The organism is Pseudomonas sp. LBUM1674 (assembly GCF_059695635.1).
In genome coordinates this window covers 4,160,392-4,180,143 of record NZ_CP166779.1, presented here as the reverse complement: position 1 = coordinate 4,180,143, position 19,752 = coordinate 4,160,392, and the positions used below count along the sequence as shown (strand labels likewise).

The window sequence follows — 19,752 nt, the reverse complement described above, 5'->3', positions numbered from 1 at the left end:
TCAGTCGCGGATCTCGCTCACCTGGATGAGTGTGTCGTCGCTTGCCTGAGCGTTTGCACCGCTTTTCTTTTCCCGACGATCATTCATCCAGTGGTCCACTTGCACGCCGAATTCCGGTGGGGCTTTGCGCCCGACCTTGCGCGCCAGATCCAGAATGGTCTGCTGGGCCAGGGCTTCTTCCATGCGTTTCTGCGCCGTCATCATCACGGCATGGACCGCGCAGGGACCGGCCACCGCCCAGTCGGGCGTGGCGCCTTCGAACAACGCGCAACGCCCGCGAATCTCGCGGCAATCAAAAATTGACTTCTGCCCGTCGATGGCATTGACGATATCAAGCACGCTGATTTCGTCAGAAGGCCGGGCCAGCTTGAACCCGCCGCGCACCCCCTCGGTGGCCACCACCAGTTTTGCCTTGGCCAGTTTGGTGAAGATTTTTGCCAGATAGTCCAGAGGCACGCCTTGCAGCTCGGCGAGGTCGCGCACGCTCGCCTCCCGGGTATCCCCGTGGTGACCCACCAGAAAAATCAGGCAATGAATGCCGTACTCGACGCCAGCGCTGTAAAGAGACATTGGTATCTCCGACTAATATTGTCGTAAATGTTACCAGCTGGATGGGAGTCCGGCAACGAAGCGCATTCGTCCTCGTTGGCAGATAGCGCCATGGCGTTGCTGGTGTAGAGAAATCGAAGCAGTCGATAGCAACCATCACAAAAAAACCATTGCGTAAATTAACTCGGATCAATACAGTCGTAGTTGTTCGGTCGGCACTGGCAAGCGCGCGACCGCTTGCGAACTCATCATTTGGTCTTCCCCGGAGTTGAAAATGAAACAGCACATTCTGGTAATCGGCGCAGGTTTCGGTGGTATGTGGACGGCTTTGAGCGCGACCCGCCTGTTCGATATTCATGCTCACAACGACGTTGAAGTCACCGTGTTGGCCCCGCAGGCCGAGCTGCGTGTTCGTCCGCGCTTCTATGAACCGAATGCGCACCAACTGGCGGCACCGATCGGCGAGCTGTTCGAGGCGGTCGGCGTCAAGTTCATCAAGGGCGCTGCAGACACCATCGATGTGCAGCAAAAGCGTGTGGGCTACATCGATGCTTCGGGCACCCGACAAGCGTGCAGCTACGACAAACTCGTTCTGGCCACCGGCAGCCGCCTGGCACAATCCAACATTCCGGGTGTGGCCGACCATGCGTTTGATGTCGACCAGATCGAACAGGCCGTACGCCTGGAAAACCACCTCAAATCCCTGGCCCACCTGCCGCAAAACAAAGCCCGCAACACTGTAGTGGTTGCCGGTGGTGGCTTCACCGGGATCGAAACGGCCACTGAAATGCCGGCGCGTCTGCGGGCCATCCTCGGTGATGAGGCCAATATAGAAGTGATCATCGTCGATCGCGGCGAGAAAATTGGCGGGTCCATGGGGGCCGAAATCGCCAGGTCGATCGAGGAAGCCAGTCTCGAGACGGGGGTGAAATGGCACTTGCGAGCCTCGGTGGTCTCCATCGACGCCAACGGTGTCAGCCTGAGCGACGGCCAGCGCATCGACGCCAGCACCGTGATCTGGACCACCGGCGTACGCGCCAGCTCACTGACCGAGCAGATCCCCGGCGAACGCGATCATCTGGGCCGGCTGCACGTGGACAGCCACCTGAAAGTCATCGGGCAGGACGACATCTTCGCCACAGGCGATGTCGCCTATGCCGCCACTGACGATATCGGCAACTACGCCTTGATGACCTGCCAGCACGCCATCGTGTTGGGGCGCCATGCCGGTAACAACGTTGCCGCGCAGATCCTGGGGGTGGACCCGACGCCGTACCGCCAGCCCAAATACGTCACCTGTCTGGACCTGGGGGCCTGGGGTGCGGTGTACACCGAAGGCTGGGATCGCCAGGTCAAGCTGGTCAAGCAGGAAGGCAAGTCGCTGAAGACGCAGATCAACACCCAGTGGATCTACCCACCGGTGGCCAATCGTGAAGCGGCATGGGCTGCGGCGGATCCGCTGATCCCGATTGCTTGACAGGTTATTTAGCGTTGTCTTGAAAGCGCTGCCCGCTGTTGAAAATCCCGTCCGGTTTCCGAGGCGGGATTTTTTTTGGAGCTATCACTGGATTGGAGGTCACTTCATTTCCAGCGTGGGCACGACCCCTTGTAGGAGCCGGCTTGCTGGCGATGATCGTTAACGTTAACGCGTGAGATCTGGTTAAACGCGGCGCACTTGAATCCATCGCCAGCAAGCCGGCTCCTACAGGTATTGCGTTATCGGTATTCCCGGGATTGCGTGAAGAATCTTTTTTGCCGGTTGAAAGGTTGCGGTTGTGAAATTTAACCTGTATTTTTTCATGAAATTATAAGTATAAAATTTCATGAGGCCCGCATGTTCCAACAGTCTACCCGGCACGTCGACAGTTACTACGCCCACAGCTGCGCGGATCGGTTAGTCGATCGAGCTGCCCTGGAAGGGGATCAGGACACCGATGTGTTGATCATCGGCGCCGGCTTCAGTGGCTTGCATACCGCTTTGCGTCTGGCCCTGGCCGGCAAGCGCGTGACCGTGCTGGAAGCCAGTCGGGTGGCGTGGGCAGCGTCGGGGCGTAATGGCGGCCAGGCCATTCTCGGTTGGTCGTGCGACATGCCGCCACTGGAGGCGGCGCTGGGTCATGAACGGGCGCGGCGACTGTGGGATGGCATGCGCTGGGCTGCGCGGGAGTTGCGCGCATTACCTGAACGGCATGCTTTCGATTGTGATTATCGGGCCGGCCATCTCTGGACGTCGGTGATGCCGCGACGGGTCAATCTGCTCACCGAGTGGCAGCATGAGGCCAGCCATAAGTGGGGCCACGATGGGTTGCAGTTCATACCGCGTGCGCAGTTGCCGCAATGGGTCGCCAGTGAGCGTTACCAGGCGGGCCTGTTTGATCCTGAAGGCGGGCACCTGAACCCGTTGAAGCTGGCACTCGGCCTGGCCGCCGCGATCGAGCGTGCCGGTGGACGCATTCATGAACAAAGCCAGGCACTGAGTTATCGCGAAGAGGGCAATCGGTACGTGGTCACCACCGGGCGCGGTCGCGTTCGGGCCGATGTGTTGGTGCTGGCATGCAACGCTTATCTTGATCGGCTTGATCCGAAGCTGTCGAGTTGTGTATTGCCGGTCGGCACCTATCAGGTGGCGACGGCGCGGCTCACGGAACAGCAGGCGACCGCGCTGTTACCGAGCAATGTGTGCGTCACCGACAATCAGTTTGTGCTCGATTATTTCCGCCGCACCCCGGACAACCGCCTGCTGTTCGGCGGTGGCTGCACCTACCTGGGGGGAATGCCCCAGGACATCGCCGCTGCGACCCGGCCCTGCCTGGAGCGTGTGTTCCCCCAGCTCAAGGGCGTCAAGCTGGAGTTTGCCTGGGGCGGACACATCGACCTCACCCTCAAGCGCACACCGGACATCGGTCGACGGGGTGAACTTTATTGGCTGCAGGGGTATTCCGGGCACGGCGTACTGCCGACGTTGGCCGCGGCCCGTGCGGTGACCGACGCGATACTCGGCCAGCCGGATGAGCTGGCGTTATACCAGGGTTTGATCAACGGCAGTTTTCCCGGCGGAAAATATATGGCGGCGCCCTTGGAAGCCATTGGCAAGGCCTGGTACCGACTGCGCGATAGCCTTTGAATTGCACCCTTTGCGGAAGCCTCTAGATGGACATGCAAGAAGAAATCTCGGCGCTGGCGATCCTGATCCAGGACCTGCGCAAACACAAAAAATACACGCTCAAGGAATTGGCGGACAAGATCGGTCGCTCCGTGGGCTTCCTCTCGCAAGTCGAACGCGGACTGTCACGGCCGACGGTGGCAGACTTGACTGCCATCAGCGAAACCCTCGGCGTGCCGACCACGTATTTCTACAGTTTGCCCAAACCCATGGCCCTGCCGTGGGTGACCCGTCCGGACGAGCGCCGCACCCTGTATTACGCCGACGGCATCACCGACATCCTGGTTTCGCCCAAAATGCGCGCGTCGTTCTCGATGCTTGAAAGCCAGCTGGAGCCCGGCGCCAGCAGCGGCGACCGGCATATCAATGACAGCTCGGAGCAGGGCGGTTATGTCCTGGAGGGCGAACTGACGCTGTGGCTGGCTGACGACGAGCCGGTCACCTTGCAGGCCGGTGACAGCTTTCAGCTGGCCAGTCATGCCCATTGCCGCTACGGCAACCTCTCGGACCGACTGACCCGAGTGCTTTGGGTCTACACCTGACAAACAACAAGGAATAACAACGATGGATGCCGTCTGCTCTGATCTGCTCGCCGAGGTTTGTACCTTCCGTCAGCGTTACCCGGATGTGCGTTATGTGGACCTGATCTCCCTGGACATTCCCGGGCATTTCTACGGCAAGCGCTACCCGATCGAAATGCTGGAAAAGGTCGCTGCCGGCAGCGCCCTCAAACTGCCGCAGAACTGTGTGTTGCTGGGGACTCAAGGAGGGCTGTTCAAGATTGGCGACTACTGTTTCAACGACGGCGATCCGGATGCGCCCCGGCGCCTGGTGCCTGGCACATTGAAACTCGTGGGCTGGGAACAGAAGCCGCTGGGGCAGATGCTGATCACCTCGAGTGGCACGGAACAACCGATTGTCTTCGAACCGCGGGAAGTATTGGAGCAGGTGCTTGAGCGGCTCGGCCGCAAGGGGATTTTCCCGGTGGTCGCGTTCGAGCTGGAGTTCTATCTGTTCGATCGGCAATTACAGGGTGGCTTGCCACAGTTCCCGCGCGATCCGCTGACCGACGATGCGGACGATCAGCCGAACATGCACATCGAGCGGCTGTCGCGATTTTCAGCGGTGCTCGATGACATGGTCGAGACCGCGCGGGCGCAAGGCATCGATGCCACGGTGATCACTGCCGAGCTGGGCCCTGGCCAGTTCGAAATCAACTTCGGTCACCTCGATGACGGTCTGCGCGCCGCTGACTGGGCCGCCTTGTTCTGCCGCAGCACCCGGGGCGTGGCGCTCAAGCATGACTATCGCGCCAGTTTCATGGCCAAACCCTACTTGCACCATCCGGGTAGCGGCATGCATGTCCATGTCAGCCTCTATGACGAAGCCGGGAATAACCTGTTGGCCACCGACGGGCAGCGGGCGCTGCGCCATGCAGTGGCCGGCTGCCTGGAAGTACTGCCTCATTGCATGCCGATCTTCGCCCCGAACCACAATGCCATGCGACGCCTGAGCGGCACGGTGAATGTCGCGACCCGCGCCAGCTGGGGTTTCGAAGACCGCGACGCGTGCCTGCGGGTGCCCGAATCGGATGACCGAAACCTGCGGATCGAACATCGTCTGTCAGGTGCCGATGCCAACCCTTACCTGGTCCTTGCGGCGATTCTGGTGGGGCTGGAACAGGGGTTGCAAGCCGGTCGCGAGCCGATCGCATCACTCAACGAAGACCGCAACAGCGGTATCGATTTCCCGCTGGAGATGCTCGAAGCGGTGCAATCGATGCAAAACCATGCGCCGTTGCGCGAGGGGTTGGGCGCGGAGTTCGTGGATGTCTACTGCGAGAACAAGCGTCAGGATCACCTGGCGTTCATGCAGGAGATCAGTGCGCGGGAGTACCGTTGGTTTTTGTAGGTCCCCTTAAAAATAATGTGGATATTTAAGGGGTTAGAAATATTAGTAACTGGTTGGTGAGTCAAAATATCTTGTTACAGGGCGAAATATTACGTAATATTCGCCCCGCGTTCACCACCACGGTTTATGCATTTTTAAGTCCCGGGCGTCCATCAGCTGCCCGGGATTTTTTTTGCCTGCATTTAATGGCGCGCTTTGAATTCCTCCATCGCGTCCAGCAGGGCCTCCTGGAAATACGCCTGCGACGTCCGGTCGCAAAGAATGTGCAGGCTCGCGTGCCGCGCGCTACCGGCGTTGATCACGATCACGTTGATGCGTGCCGCCGACGTCTGCGCCACAGCCCCGGGGCCGAACACCTGAGGGCTCAAATCAACGCCGCAGAGCTTGGCCATCACCTCGCTCGGGTTGTCCCCCGTCAGCTCAAACCAGGCATGGCTATCCTGGCGCGGCAGCAGGTAGTTGGCCTGATGATCGAGCTCCCAGCGGGCCTCTTCATCCGCCATGCGCTGGCCCTGATCCTCGGGGCTGCCCAGCAGCAGGTATTCGGTCTGCGACAGCCGCGCCACCTGGCTGCCATCGGCTTGAATCACGGCGCGGTTGGGCGCATCGGGCAGGGCGAAACCACGGTTGCGCAGGTACTCGGCGCTGTGTGCGCCGCGGAAACCGACCCGAGACAGGTCGGTCAGGTCCGTCAGGCGACAGCCTGGCAACGGCGCCAGGGTTTGCCGGCCAACACGGGGTTGTTCTCTCAGACTGGTCATGGCTCAAAGCTCCTGGCGTTGGTTGTCGGGATCGAAGAACGGCAACTTGACCACCTCGGCCTGGACCACGATGCCGCCTTCGACGCGGATCGGGATCCGTTGCCCCGGGGTGCTCTGGTCGATGCCGGCATAAGCCAGGCCGATGATCTTGCCCAGGCTGGCGGAATACTCACAGGAGGTGACATTGCCGCTGATGTCCGGCCCCTTGAGCACCAGGTGGCCCTCGAGGGGTTGCAGACTGCCCTTGGGCAACGCGAACCCCACCAGTTTGCGTTTCAGCGGCTGGGCTTCGAGGATGTCCACCGAGCGCCGGCCGACGAAGAATGGCTTGCTGCGGCTGACTGCCCAGCCCATGTCGATTTCTGCCGGGTGGGTCATGCCATCGGTGTCCTGGCTGATGATCACATGGCCTTTTTCCAGGCGCAGCAGGCGCTGGGTTTCGACGCCGAACGGGCGAATGTCAAACGCCTTGCCGGCGTCCATCAATGCGTCCCACAGTTTGAGCCCGTGGCGTGCCGGGACGTGGATTTCATAGCCCAGCTCGCCGACGAAGCCGACCCGCAGCAGTCGTGCCTTGATGCCGGCGACCGTGCCCTGACGCACGCCCAGGTAAGGGAAGCCTTCGGCGCTCAGGTCGAGGTCGGTGCAGACCTGTTCCAGCACCTTGCGCGAATCGGGCCCGGCGACGTTGACCGCGCAAATGGCCGCGGTGACGTTGGCGACGTCCACATCCAGGCGCCATTGGGCGTTCCACTTGAGCATTTGCTGGTAGATCCGGTCGACGCCGCTGGTGGTGGCGGTGACGTAGAAATGGTTCTCGGCCAACCGCGCGCAGACACCGTCGTCGATCACCACCCCGTGCTCGTTGGTCATCAGCGCATAGCGCGAGCGACCGATCGGCTGCTTGAGAAAGGCAAAGGTGTACATCCGGTTGAGCAGCTCGGCGGCGTCCGGGCCGCGCACATCCAGACCGCCGAGGGTCGAGACGTCGATCAGGCCGACCTTGTTGCGCACGTGCAGGGCTTCGGCCTGCATGCAGGCCTCGCGATCCTTCGTGTTGCCATAGTAGGCCGGGCGCTGCCAAATGCCGGCGGGCATCATCTTCGCCCCGGCTTGCAGGTGGCGGGCATGCATCGGCGTTTGCCGGTACGGGTCGAACGCGCGACCGGCGACATGCGCCAGCTTCTCTGCCACGAACGGCGGTCGCGCGGTGGTGACGCCGGTTTCGCTGATGTTGCGCTGGGTCGCCCAGGCCACCAGCCGCGCGGTCGGCAACGCCGAGTGGCGGCCCTGGGACGGGCCCATGCCGACGGTGGAGTAGCGCTTGACCAGTTGTACGTCGCGATAGCCGATGCGGGTGGCGTTGACGATATCGGCCACCTGCAGATCCTCGTCGAAGTCGACGAAGTCCTTGCCCTTGGGATGGGGGAAGATCGGCCAGTTGAAGTTGACCCGGGCTTCGCCGCTGAAGGGCACCCGCTGGGCACCCACCACCAGACCCAGGGCGAGCGCGGCCTCGGTACCCGCATTCACGCCATCGGCGATGACGTTGTCCAGGCGGTGACGAGCATTGACCGAGCCGGCGACATTCAGGTGCTGTGGCAGGCCGCTGATGGTGAACTCCGCACGCTGGTCGTCGTAGGCCAGTTTGCCGCCGGCCTGGCACAGCAGTTGATAGACCGGCATGTAACCGGCGGACATGCACAACAAATCGCACGCCAGGTGCTGCCCGCTCTCGGCGACCTGGCCTTGTGCGGTGATCTTGCGCACGTCGACCCCGTTGATATGGCGCATGCCTTTCTCGTGCAGGGCTTCATAGACGGTGCTGTTGCCCTGGCGGTAGATCTTGCGTTGCGCCAGGGCGCGCAGCAGGGATTCGTCCGAAGGCCCCTGGCGCAGGTCCACCACGGCGACCACTACCACCCCTTGATCGTGCAAGTCCAGCGCGGCGAGGTAACCGTCATCGTTGCCCGTCAGCACTATGGCGCGTTTGCCCGGCTTGACCGCATACAGTTTCATCAGCCGTTGCGCGGCACTGGTCAGCATCACCCCCGGCAGGTCGTTGTTGCGAAAGATCACCGGCTGATCGAAAGCGCCACTGCACACCAGGCACTGCTGGGCACGCACTTTGTACAGGCGTTTGCCCTGGATCACCGGCAGGTAGTTGTCGGTGAACCAGGCGTTGCAGGTGGCTTCGGTGAGGATGCGGATATTGGCGTGCTGCTCCACCGCGGCCAGCAGTTCGAGGCGAAGGGTTTCGGCTCGCTTGCCTTCGATATCGAAACGGGCATAGGTCAGTGAGCCACCGAGCACCGGTTGTTGCTCGATGAGCAAGACCTTGGCCCCTGCGTTGGCCGCCGTCAGCGCCGCGTGCAGCCCGGCAGGCCCGGCGCCGATCACCGCGACATCGGTGAACAGGTAGGCCTTGTCGTAGTACTCGGGCTGGAACTTCAGGTCGAGCACACCGAGGCCGGCTTTTTTGCGAATGATCGGTTCCCAGATTTTCCACATGCCCTTGGGCTTGTAGAACGAGCGATAGTAGAAGCCCACCGGCATGAATTTCGAGAATTTGCCGAGGTAGGCGTCCTTGTCGTTGTCCAGCGAGCCGTTGACGTTCTGCGCCGTGACCTGCAAACCGTCGGACAAGGCGTACGCATCGGCCAGCACGTTCGGCTCCTGGGGCAGCTGCACCAGGCTGTTGGCGTCCTGGCCGGCCATGGTCAGCGGGCCGCGGGGGCGATGGTATTTGAACGAACGGGAGATCAGGAACCGCCCGTTGGCCAGCAAGGCGCTGGCGATGCTGTCGCCTTGCAAACCCTGGTAGTGATTACCATCGAAGCTGAAATCCAATGGCTGATCGCGGTCGATCAGCAAGCCCATGGGGGCGGGTAGGCGATTCATCCGGCGATCTCCTTGGCGGCGCTGAAGTCGACGCGGGTGGTGAACAGTTCTTTAGGGTCGAAGGTGCGCAGGATTTCGTCGCTGACGGTGTGACGCTCCGCCAGGAACCAATAGCTCGATGGCGTATGCATCCACCACTCGCGAACCACGCCGGCGAGGTTGTCGGTGTTGAACACGTAGTCGGCCCATTCGGCGTCGCTGCAGGTCAGCGGATCGGGCATGGGTTTGAATTCACCGCCATAGGTGAACTCACTGATGTTGCGGGGCCCGTTGAGCGGGCACGTCATGATTTTCATAATCCGCTCTCCGTCAGTGACTGGCCGCCGTGGCGCCCATTTCGTTGACTTGCTGGAAGGTCGAGAAACGTTCCAGGCCGAAGGGTTTGATCAGCTCCGGCACCTTGCCGCCGCTGGCCACCAGCTCGGCCATGGTCTTGCCGCAGATAGGCGTGGCCTTGAAGCCCCAGGTGCCCCAACCGGCGTCGAGGTAGTAATTCTTCACCGGTGACAGGCCCATGATCGGGCTGTAGTCCGGGGTCATGTCGGTGATCCCGGCCCATTGGCGCATCAGCTTGGCGTTGGCCAGAAACGGAAACATCTCGATGGCATGGGCCAGCAGGCTTTCCTTCAAGTCGAGGGTGGAGCGGGTATTGAACAGCGGATAGGGATCGGAGCCGCCGCCAAACACCACTTCGCCACGACTGGTCTGTTGCACGTAGCAGTGCAGGGCAGAAGAGCTCACCAGCGGATCGAGAAACGGCTTGAACGGCTGGGTGACCATGGCTTGCAGGGGGAAGGTCTGGATCGGCGAACGGATCCCGGCCTTGGCCATCAGCAACGAGCTATGACCGGCAATCGCCTGGACCGCGCAACCGCACTTGATGGTGCCGCGGTTGGTTTTCACCGCGGTGATGGCACCGTTCTCGATGATCAGGTCCTGGACTTCGGTGAGTTGGTGGATTTCCACGCCGCGCTTGGCCGCCTGCTTGGCGTACCCCCAGGCCACCGCGTCGTGGCGCGCGGTGGCGCCGTCGATGTGCCAGAGCCCGGCGATCACCGGCAAGTGGCCGGGATCGAGGTTGAGGCTGGGTACCAGCTCGCGGATCTGCTGGCGGTCGATCATCTCGGTGCGCCCGCCGAAGTGCTTGTTGACCTCGGCCCGCTGACGGAACGAACGCACCGTGGCGTCGGTGTGGGCCAGGGTCAGTTGGCCGCGCTCGGAGTACATGATGTTGAAATCGAATTCGTTGGACAGCGACTGGAACATCCGCACCGACTCGGCATAAAAACGCACGCCTTCGCTGGTCAGGTAATTGGAGCGGATCACCGCGGTGTTGCGCGCGGTATTGCCGCCGCCCAGGTAGGACTTCTCCAGTACCGCGATGTTAGTGATGCCGTGGTACCTGGCCAGGTAGTAAGCGGTGGCCAGGCCGTGGCCGCCGGCACCGATGATCACCACGTCATAGCTCGCCTTGAGTTCCTTCGGTGGCGGCAGATCGACGTCCACCGGGTACTCCGAACTCAGCCCGTATTTCAATAGATTGAATGGCATAGGGCCTCCGATTGGCTGCGTTGAGCCTGGTGTTGCGCAAGGGCCGCGGTCACGGTGTTTTTCATCAGGAAGGCGATGGTCATCGGGCCGACTCCCCCGGGTACCGGAGTGATGGCCGCGACATGGGGCAGGGCGCTGTCGAAGTCGACGTCCCCCACCAGACGGCTGCGGCCAGCGTCGTCGATGCGGTTGATACCGACGTCGATCACCACCGCGCCGGGCTTGAGCCAGCTGGCGTCGATCAGTTGCGGCCGACCCACGGCGGCGATGACGATATCTGCCTGACGGCACAGGGCCTGCGCATCGCGGCTGCGCGAATGCAGCACGGTTACCGAGCAATCAGCCTTGAGCAGCAGGGCGGCCATGGGCTTGCCGACAATGTTCGAGCGGCCGATCACCACCGCGTGCTTGCCCCTTAGATCACCGCAGGTTTGTTCCAGCAAATACAGGCATCCGCTGGGGGTGCAAGGGGCGAGTACCGTGCGACCCTGGCTGAGACCGCCGACGTTCTGACTGTGGAAACCGTCGACATCCTTGTCCGGGGCGATGGCCTCCAGGGCGCGCAACTCATCCATGTGCGCCGGCAACGGCAACTGCAGTAGGATGCCGTTGATCGAGCGGTCGGCATTCAATGTCGTGATCAGGTTCAGCAGTTGTTCGGTGCTGGTGTCGGTGGACAGCCGGTGCTCCACGGAGCGAATGCCCACCTCTTCGGCACGCAGGATTTTGTTGCGCACGTAGACCTGGCTGGCCGGGTCGCTGCCCACCAGAATCACCGCCAGCGCCGGTTGAATGTCTTGCTCGCGCAGGCTGTCCACGTCCTTGCGGACTTGAACCAGCACCCGGGCGGCCGCGGCCTTGCCATCGATCAATGTGTAGGCGTTCACCGGAAGATCACCGTTCTGTCCTGGTTGAGGAAGACCCGGTGTTCAAGGTGGTACTTGACCGCCTTGGACAGGGCCACTGTTTCGGTGTCTCGGCCGGTGGCGACCAGGTCGTCGGGCAGGTAGACATGATCGACGCGCTGCACTTCCTGCTCGATGATCGGGCCCTCGTCGAGGTCGCTGGTGACGTAATGGGCAGTGGCGCCGATCAATTTCACCCCGCGCTGGTAGGCCTGGTGATAGGGCTTGGCGCCCTTGAAGCCGGGCAGGAACGAGTGATGAATGTTGATCGCCCGGCCCGAGAGTTGCTTGCACAGGTCGTCGGAGAGGATTTGCATGTAACGCGCCAACACCACCAGTTCGGTGCCGGTGTCGTCGACGATCTTCATCAGCTCGGCTTCCTGCCGGGCCTTGGTGTCCTTGGTCACGGGCAGGTAGATGAAGCGGATGCCTTCGCGTTCGGCCATGGGCCGCAGGTCGAGGTGGTTGGAGACGATGGCGGTGATGGTCATGTCCATCTCGCCCTTGTGGTAGCGGTAGAGCAGGTCGGTGAGGCAGTGGTCGAACTTGCTGACCATCAGCAGCACGCGCATCGGTTCGCGGGTGTCGTGCAGTTCCCAGGTCATGTCGAAGGCCTGGGCGACGTCGGTGAAGCCGTCCTTGATGTGCTGGATGTCGCCCAGGTGGCCGTCGTTGAAGCGGAAGACTGCGCGCATGAAGAAGCGGCCGCTGAAATCGTCGTCGAATTGCGCCATCTCCCCGATGTAGCAACCGTTGTCCGCCAGGTAGGTGGTGACGGCGGCGACGATGCCGGACACCGCAGGACAGGTGATCTTGATGATGAAATGGTTTTTTTCGTGTTGCATGACACGTCCTCGGGATGATGGCGGCAGCTCATCGCATAGCGAAAAAAATGTCAGCGGACAGCAGGGCTCATCCTTGAGCGCGTTTTCTTGTTGGGAATAAATTATTCCTGTTGATGGCTTTATACGGGGGAAGGGGAGGCGACGTCTAGAGGTTTGGGAAAGTTTTTTAACTGGGAGGAATTTTATTGGTCGTTTTCATGGCGTACGCTTTCCCCTGTAGGAGCTGGCTTGTCGGATCGCCGCACCGCAGCGAAGGCGTCCGTTCAGGCGATAGATGTATCGACTGACCCACCGCTTTCGCTGGCAAGCCAGCTCCTACAGGGTCGGTGTGATGCGCAGATGTGGGCAAGCCGTGCTGGGCGAGGTACTGCGTTATTCCTTGTCACTCCCATAATTCATGATCGACAACATCCGGATCGGCACCTGCACCAACTCCTCGGGCCCATGGGGAATTTCCCCCTCGAACGTCAGGCTGTCCCCAGCCTCCATCCGATACAGCTGATTGCCGTGCCGATAAATCAGCTCACCTTCGAGCAGGTGCAAAAATTCAGTGCCAGGATGCGAGAAGGTCGGAAACTCCTCACTCGCATCATCCATGCTCACCATATACGCCTCGAAACTCTTCTTCGGCCCACGGGTGTGATTGAGCAGATGATAGGTATGCCCTTTCTCGGTCCCGCGCCGGACCACCTCCATCCCCTGATCAGCCTTGACCAACAACGCGCTGCCATCCTGCTGGTCATACTCGCTGAACAACTTCGACAACGGCAGTCCCAGCACGTCGCACAGCCGGCTCAGGGTTTCGAGGCTGGTAGACACCTGGGCGTTTTCGATCTTGCTCAACATGCCCTGGCTGATATCGGCAATCTTCGCGACATCGGACAATTTCAGGTCCTGCGCCTGGCGCTGGCGCTTGATCTGCAACCCCAGGTATTGCTCAAGCTTGAGACGCGGTGCGGTTTCGGTCGGCATAGTCATCAGTCCTGCACACTTTCTGTTCAGTAATATTAGTTTCGCACTGAGAAAGTGCAAATCACGGCGTTCGGCGTCCATCCCGCCGGGCGTATTCCCACGGGGAAAAGAATTTTCCCATATATACAGCACAAAAGCGCCTTTCACGACGTTTCAACGGCGCACTCGCGAATCTGGCAAGGCCCTTGCATTCCTATCGGGAAACTAACTTTCTTTTTAGGAATAAAAAGACAGTAAAGGCCAATCCACAATGTTTTGCCTTTCGCGAGGAGTGACGAGCAATGTTGCCAGCAGAAACCCAGCGCATCATCGACAAGCACGGGATCAAGTACGTGCTTGCGCAGTTTGTGGATATTCATGGTGCGGCCAAGACCAAATCGGTACCGATTTGCGGGCTCAAGACCGTCGCCGAAGAAGGTGCCGGTTTTGCCGGGTTCGCGATCAGCGGCATGGGCATGGAGCCTCACGGTCCGGACTTCATGGCCCGCGGCGACTTGTCCACCTTGACCCCGGTGCCCTGGCAGCCGGGTTACGGGCGGGTGGTGTGCGTCGGTCATGTCGGCGGCCAACCCCATCCCTATGACAGCCGTTATGTGCTGCAGCAACAAGTGCAGCGCCTGGAAGAAAAAGGCTGGACCCTCAACACCGGTCTTGAGCCCGAATTCAACCTGATGCGCCGCGACGAACAGGGCAAGCTGCAACTGGTCGACCTCAGCGACAACCTGGACAAGCCTTGCTACGACTACAAAGGCCTGTCGCGCTCCCGGGTGTTCCTCGAGCGGCTGACCGAAGCCCTGCAGGCGGTGGATTTCGAGGTCTATCAAATCGACCACGAGGACGCCAACGGCCAGTTCGAGATCAACTACACCTACAGCGACGCCATGACCTCGGCGGATCGCTTCACCTTCTTTCGCATGGCCGCCGGCGAGATCGCCAATGACCTGGGGATGATCTGCTCGTTCATGCCCAAGCCCGACCCGAAGCGCGCCGGCAACGGCATGCACTTTCACCTGTCGATCAGCAGTGCCGACAACAAGAACCTGTTCCATGACGCCAGCGATCCGAGCGGCATGGGCCTGTCGAAACTGGCCTATCACTTCGCCGCCGGTTTGCTCGCCCACGGCCCGGCGCTCTGTGCCTTTGCCGCGCCGACGGTCAACTCCTACAAGCGGCTGGTGGTGGGCAACTCGTTGTCCGGCGCGACCTGGGCCCCAGCCTTCATTGCCTTCGGCGCCAACAACCGTTCGGCGATGGTGCGGGTGCCTTATGGCCGCCTGGAGTTCCGCCTGCCGGACGCCGGTTGTAATCCCTATCTGGTCAGCGCCGCGATCATCGCCGCCGGCCTGGACGGTATCGACCGCCAGCTGGAAATCGACCATGTCTGCAACGAAAACCTCTACAGCCTGAGCCTGGAGCAGATCGCCGCGCGCGGCATCAAGACCCTGCCGCAATCGCTAAAGGAAGCCTGCGACGCGCTGGAAGCCGACCCTCTGTTCGCCGAGGTGCTGGGCCCGCAGATCGTCGGCGAGTTCATCAAGCTCAAGCGCATGGAGTGGGTGGAATATAGCCGCCACGTCTCCGACTGGGAGATCCAGCGCTACACCGAATTTTTCTGACTCTGTTTTGACAACCATTCGGGCACCCGGCACGGCGTCGGGCGTTCACTGCCTCCGAAGGAGCGTTGATATGTGTGGAATTGTAGGTCTGTACCTGAAAAATCCGCAGCTGGAATCCCAGCTCGGCAAGCTGTTCGAACCCATGTTGCAGGCCATGACCGATCGTGGCCCGGACAGTGCCGGCTTCGCCATCTACGGCGATGAAGTGGCCGATGGCTGGGTCAAATTGACCTTGCAGGCGACCACTGAAGGCTTTGACTGGAAACCGCTGATGAGCGAACTGGAAGGCCGCCTCGGCTGTTCCCTGGACTGGTTCCAGAACGCCAGCGCCGCCGTGCTCAAGATTCACGCCGAAGAGGCGCCGGTGCGCCTGGCCCTCGCCGAACTGGCGCCGAGCGTGCGCATCATGAGCGCCGGTCAGAGCATCGAAATCCTCAAGGGCATGGGCTTGCCCCAGGAGATTTCCCAGCGCTTCGGCCTGGCCGGGATGAAGGGCAGCCACATCATCGGCCACACCCGCATGGCCACCGAAAGCGCGGTGACCATGGAAGGCAGCCATCCGTTTTCCACCGGCGCCGACTTGTGCCTGGTGCACAACGGTTCGCTGTCCAACCACTTCCGCCTGCGCCAGGAACTCAAGCGCGAAGGCATTCATTTCGAGACCGACAACGACACCGAAGTGGCCGCCGGCTACCTGACCTGGCGCCTGCAGCAGGGCGATTCGCTGAAGGAAGCGCTGGATCATTCCCTGGAGGACCTCGACGGTTTCTTCACCTTCGCCATCGGCACCCGTAACGGTTTTGCGGTGATCCGCGACCCGATCGCCTGCAAGCCGGCGATCCTCGCCGAGACCGACGACTACGTCGCCATGGCCTCGGAATATCAGGCGCTGTCGAGCCTGCCGGGCATCGAACACGCCAGGATCTGGGAGCCGGCACCGGCCACCTTGTACATCTGGGAACGCGAGTCAGCTTAAGGAGCGCACACATGAAAACCATCGATCTTTCCACTGCCACCGTGCGTGATCTCAACCAGGCGCTGCACGACCAGGCCACCACCGTTGAAGACCGCGAGTGGGTAGTGACTCATTCGAACGGCAAGCACAACCTTGCGGTCGGGGTGAATCAGGCCGTGTCCATCGATATCCAGGGCCACGCCGGCTACTACTGCGCGGGCATGAACCAGAAGGCTTCGATCACCGTTCACGGCAATGTCGGCGTCGGTTGCGCCGAGAACATGATGTCCGGCTACGTCCGCGTCAAAGGCAGCGCCTCCCAGGCGGCCGGTGCCACGGCCCATGGCGGACTGCTGGTGATCGAGGGCGATGCCGGCGCCCGTTGCGGGATTTCCATGAAGGGCATCGACATCGTGGTCGGCGGCAGCATCGGCCACATGAGCTGCTTCATGGGCCAGGCCGGGCGCCTGGTGGTCTGTGGCGATGCCGGCGATGCCCTGGGCGATTCGTTGTACGAGACCCACATCTATGTGAAAGGCACGGTCGAGTCCCTGGGCTCCGATTGCGTCGAGAAAGAGATGCGCGCCGAGCACCTGGAGGAACTGCAAGTGCTGCTCAACCGAGCCGGTTTCGAGCACAAGGCGGCTGACTTCAAGCGCTATGGCTCGGCCCGTCAGTTGTACAACTTCAAAGTCGATAACGCGTCCGCGTACTGATCCGCGCGAGGAGAACAGATATGAGCGACCCTATCAGCCAAAAAGCAGCTCCGGTGCTGCGCGAGTCCGCCACCTTCGACCGCCTGACCATTCAGGAAATCCAGCGTGCCGCGGAAACCGGCATCTACGATATTCGTGGCGGCGGCACCAAGCGCAAGCTGCCGCATTTCGATGACTTGCTGCTGCTCGGCGCCAGCGTTTCGCGCTACCCGCTGGAAGGCTATCGGGAGAAGTGCGGCACCGATGTGATCCTTGGCAACCGTTTCGCCAAGAAACCGATCCACCTGAAGATTCCGGTGACCATCGCCGGCATGAGTTTCGGTGCATTGTCAGCCAATGCCAAGGAAGCCCTGGGCCGTGGCGCGACCATCGCTGGCACCAGCACCACCACCGGTGACGGCGGCATGACCCCGGAAGAGCGCGGCCAGTCCCAACACCTGGTCTATCAGTATTTGCCGTCGCGCTACGGCATGAACCCGGACGACCTGCGCAAGGCAGACGCCATCGAGATCGTCCTCGGCCAGGGCGCCAAACCCGGTGGCGGCGGCATGCTGTTGGGGATGAAAGTGACCGAGCGTGTGGCGGGCATGCGTACGCTTCCGATCGGTGTCGACCAGCGCAGCGCTTGCCGTCATCCGGACTGGACCGGGCCGGATGATCTGGCGATCAAGATTGCCGAGTTGCGGGAAATCACTGATTGGGAAAAACCGATCTACGTGAAGATCGGCGCGAGCCGGCCGTACTACGACGTCAAGCTGGCGGTGAAGGCCGGGGCCGACGTGATTGTGCTCGACGGCATGCAAGGCGGGACGGCGGCAACTCAGGAAGTGTTCATCGAACACGTCGGCATCCCGATTTTGTCGGCCATCCCGCAAGCGGTACAGGCTTTGCAAGAGATGGGCATGCATCGCAAGGTTCAGCTGATCGTCTCCGGGGGTATCCGCAACGGTGCCGACGTGGCCAAGGCCATGGCACTGGGGGCGGATGCGGTGGCCATCGGCACGGCGGCGCTGATTGCCTTGGGCGATAACCATCCACGTCTGGACGAGGAACTGACAAAAATCGGCTCGGCGGCGGGTTTCTACGATGACTGGCAGAACGGTCGCGACCCGGCCGGGATCACCACCCAGGATCCGGAGCTGTCGAAGCGCCTGGACCCGGTGGAGGGGGGGCGTCGGCTGGCCAATTACTTGCGGGTCATGGTGCTGGAAGCCCAGACCATGGCCCGGGCTTGCGGTAAATCGCACCTGCATAACCTCGATCCTGAGGATCTGGTGGCGCTGACGGTGGAGTCGGCGGCCATGGCGCGAGTTCCGCTGGCGGGGACTAGCTGGATTCCTGGTTCCGGTTATTGAACCGGGCCGGTGACGCTCGTTCCCACGCTCCGCGTGGGAACGCCTCTTGGGACGCTCTGCGTCCCGCTTTCGTGACGCGGAGCGTCACCGGCTGCATTCCCACGCAGAGCGTGGGAACGATCAGATTGAGGGGGCCCGCAAAGAGGCCCATGAAACAACAGTTGCTCACTGCCCGGCACTTCCCATTTCCTTTGCAGGAGCTTTGAACATGGTCAATCGTCCTCTCGGCAAATCCCTTCTTGGCTTGTTGGCGGTCGGTGCACTGGTGCCGCTGGCGCAGGCGGCCGATGCACCAACATTGAACACCGGCAGCACCGCATGGATGGTCACCGCCACCGTGCTGGTGTTGTTCATGTGCCTGCCTGGCCTCGCATTGTTCTACGGCGGCCTGGTGCGGGCGAAAAACATGCTCTCGCTGTTTACCCAATGCTTCGGCATCGCCGGCCTGGTGGGGGTGCTGTGGGTGATGTATGGCTACAGTATGGTGGTCGACAGCTCCGGCATGGTCGAGGGGCAGGTGACCTTCAACAGTTTCGTCGGTGGCTTGAGTCGGGCCTTCCTGGCTGGCATGACCCCGGACAGCCTGGTCGGCGAAATACCGGAAGGGGTGTTCGTGACCTTCCAGATGACCTTTGCCATCATCACCCCGGCACTGATTGCGGGGGCGTTCGCCGAGCGCATGAAGTTCTCGGCAGCGCTGCTGTTCATGGCGCTGTGGTTCACCCTGGTGTATGCCCCGGTGGCGCACATGGTCTGGGGGGGAGCGGGGGCCTTGATGCATAACTGGGGTGTGCTCGATTTTGCCGGGGGCACCGCGGTGCATATCAACGCCGGTGTCGCCGCGCTGGCCGCGTGCCTGATGCTCGGCAAGCGCAAGGGCTACCAGAACACGCCGATGCCGGCCCACAACCTGAGCCTGACCATGGCCGGCGCGGCGATGCTCTGGGTCGGTTGGTTCGGCTTCAATATCGGTTCCGGTGGCGGCCTCAGCGGTACCTCTGGCGTCGTCATGCTCAATACCCAGCTGGGTGCTTGCGCCGGGATTCTCGGCTGGATGTTCACCGAATGGTTCAAGGTCGGCAAGCCGAGTGCGCTCGGTCTGGCCAGCGGTGCCCTGGCTGGCCTGGTAGGGATTACCCCGGCATGCGCCTATGTGGGCGTCGGTGGTGCACTGGCCATCGGTCTGTTGTGCGGGGTGTTCTGCTACCTGAGCGTCACCGTGCTCAAGCGCCGCTTCGGTTATGACGACAGCCTGGATGTATTCGGCTTGCATGGCATCGGCGGGATGATCGGCGCGGTGCTGACCGGGGTATTCTGCGTGCCGTCCCTGGGCGGCCTGGTGGAAGGGGTGACCATGGGCGCCCAGGTCGTGGCGCAGATCAAGGGTGTGCTGATGACAACGGTGTATTGCTTTGTCATCAGCTGGATCATTCTCAAAGTGGTCAATGCGCTGGTCGGCTTGCGGGCCCATGAGTCGGTGGAGGACATGGGGCTGGATCTGGCTGAGCACAACGAGCGTGCTTACAACCATTGAGCTTGATGGTTGATCGAA

The 19,752-nt window shown here is 61.5% G+C and carries 17 protein-coding genes; 9 read left to right on the top strand and 8 right to left on the bottom strand.

Going from position 1 to position 19,752, the window contains the following annotated elements; all coding sequences use genetic code 11:
• Window positions 1-570, bottom strand: coding sequence for an RrF2 family transcriptional regulator (locus tag ACA067_RS19110; protein WP_497458001.1), 570 nt, complete (start codon window positions 568-570; stop codon window positions 1-3).
• Between the two features lie 253 nt (window positions 571-823).
• Between ACA067_RS19110 and ACA067_RS19105 the strand changes: the two genes are divergently transcribed.
• The 4 genes from ACA067_RS19105 (at window position 824) to ACA067_RS19090 (ending at window position 5,623) form a co-directional block, all read left to right on the top strand.
• Window positions 824-2,026, top strand: a complete 1,203-nt coding sequence (locus ACA067_RS19105) for an NAD(P)/FAD-dependent oxidoreductase (RefSeq protein ID WP_497458000.1) — start codon at window positions 824-826, stop codon at window positions 2,024-2,026.
• A gap of 357 nt (window positions 2,027-2,383) precedes the next feature.
• Window positions 2,384-3,673, top strand: coding sequence for an NAD(P)/FAD-dependent oxidoreductase (locus tag ACA067_RS19100; protein ID WP_497457999.1), 1,290 nt, complete (start codon window positions 2,384-2,386; stop codon window positions 3,671-3,673).
• A 26-nt stretch (window positions 3,674-3,699) separates the two neighbouring features.
• On the top strand, window positions 3,700-4,254 hold the full coding sequence (locus ACA067_RS19095) for a helix-turn-helix domain-containing protein (RefSeq protein WP_497457998.1): 555 nt from the start codon (window positions 3,700-3,702) through the stop codon (window positions 4,252-4,254).
• A gap of 22 nt (window positions 4,255-4,276) precedes the next feature.
• Entirely contained in the window at window positions 4,277-5,623 is a 1,347-nt protein-coding gene (locus ACA067_RS19090) for a glutamine synthetase family protein (RefSeq protein ID WP_497457997.1), read from the top strand.
• Window positions 5,624-5,805: 182 nt separating this feature from the next.
• Here the strand turns inward: ACA067_RS19090 and ACA067_RS19085 are convergent, their stop codons facing one another.
• The 7 genes from ACA067_RS19085 to ACA067_RS19055 form a co-directional block, all read right to left on the bottom strand.
• The gene (locus ACA067_RS19085) at window positions 5,806-6,384 is read right to left on the bottom strand and encodes a sarcosine oxidase subunit gamma (protein ID WP_497457996.1); all 579 of its coding nucleotides are present in this window, start codon (window positions 6,382-6,384) and stop codon (window positions 5,806-5,808) included.
• Window positions 6,385-6,387: 3 nt separating this feature from the next.
• Window positions 6,388-9,285 (bottom strand): 2Fe-2S iron-sulfur cluster-binding protein, encoded by a 2,898-nt coding sequence (locus ACA067_RS19080; protein ID WP_497457995.1) that lies wholly within the window; start codon window positions 9,283-9,285, stop codon window positions 6,388-6,390.
• Window positions 9,282-9,581 carry a sarcosine oxidase subunit delta gene (locus ACA067_RS19075; protein ID WP_064677183.1) on the bottom strand — a complete coding sequence of 100 codons (300 nt, stop codon included), beginning with the start codon at window positions 9,579-9,581 and terminating at the stop codon, window positions 9,282-9,284. The genes ACA067_RS19080 and ACA067_RS19075 overlap by 4 nt, the downstream gene beginning before the upstream one ends.
• Window positions 9,582-9,594: 13 nt before the next feature.
• A complete protein-coding gene (locus tag ACA067_RS19070; RefSeq protein WP_064677184.1) occupies window positions 9,595-10,836 on the bottom strand; it encodes an FAD-dependent oxidoreductase in 1,242 nt (413 codons plus the stop codon).
• Window positions 10,818-11,723 (bottom strand): bifunctional methylenetetrahydrofolate dehydrogenase/methenyltetrahydrofolate cyclohydrolase FolD, encoded by a 906-nt coding sequence (gene folD / locus ACA067_RS19065; protein WP_497457994.1) that lies wholly within the window; start codon window positions 11,721-11,723, stop codon window positions 10,818-10,820. The genes ACA067_RS19070 and folD overlap by 19 nt, the downstream gene beginning before the upstream one ends.
• Window positions 11,720-12,586: a formyltetrahydrofolate deformylase gene (gene purU, locus ACA067_RS19060; protein WP_497457993.1), complete on the bottom strand. Its 867-nt coding sequence runs from the start codon at window positions 12,584-12,586 to the stop codon at window positions 11,720-11,722. The genes folD and purU overlap by 4 nt, the downstream gene beginning before the upstream one ends.
• 372 nt (window positions 12,587-12,958) lie before the next feature.
• Window positions 12,959-13,564, bottom strand: coding sequence for a helix-turn-helix domain-containing protein (locus tag ACA067_RS19055; protein ID WP_064677187.1), 606 nt, complete (start codon window positions 13,562-13,564; stop codon window positions 12,959-12,961).
• 275 nt (window positions 13,565-13,839) lie between these two features.
• On the opposite strand from ACA067_RS19055, the gene glnT reads away from it, so the two are divergent.
• The 5 genes from glnT to ACA067_RS19030 all read left to right on the top strand — a co-directional run bounded on the left by glnT (window position 13,840) and on the right by ACA067_RS19030 (window position 19,734).
• On the top strand, window positions 13,840-15,174 hold the full coding sequence (gene glnT, locus ACA067_RS19050) for a type III glutamate--ammonia ligase (protein WP_497457992.1): 1,335 nt from the start codon (window positions 13,840-13,842) through the stop codon (window positions 15,172-15,174).
• A 70-nt stretch (window positions 15,175-15,244) separates the two neighbouring features.
• Window positions 15,245-16,150 (top strand): class II glutamine amidotransferase, encoded by a 906-nt coding sequence (locus ACA067_RS19045; RefSeq protein WP_497457991.1) that lies wholly within the window; start codon window positions 15,245-15,247, stop codon window positions 16,148-16,150.
• A gap of 11 nt (window positions 16,151-16,161) precedes the next feature.
• Window positions 16,162-16,845, top strand: a complete 684-nt coding sequence (locus ACA067_RS19040; RefSeq protein ID WP_154976719.1) for a GltB/FmdC/FwdC-like GXGXG domain-containing protein — start codon at window positions 16,162-16,164, stop codon at window positions 16,843-16,845.
• A gap of 20 nt (window positions 16,846-16,865) precedes the next feature.
• The gene (locus ACA067_RS19035) at window positions 16,866-18,200 is read left to right on the top strand and encodes an FMN-binding glutamate synthase family protein (RefSeq protein WP_497457990.1); all 1,335 of its coding nucleotides are present in this window, start codon (window positions 16,866-16,868) and stop codon (window positions 18,198-18,200) included.
• 208 nt (window positions 18,201-18,408) lie between these two features.
• A complete protein-coding gene (locus ACA067_RS19030; RefSeq protein ID WP_497457989.1) occupies window positions 18,409-19,734 on the top strand; it encodes an ammonium transporter in 1,326 nt (441 codons plus the stop codon).
• Window positions 19,735-19,752: the final 18 nt, after the last annotated feature.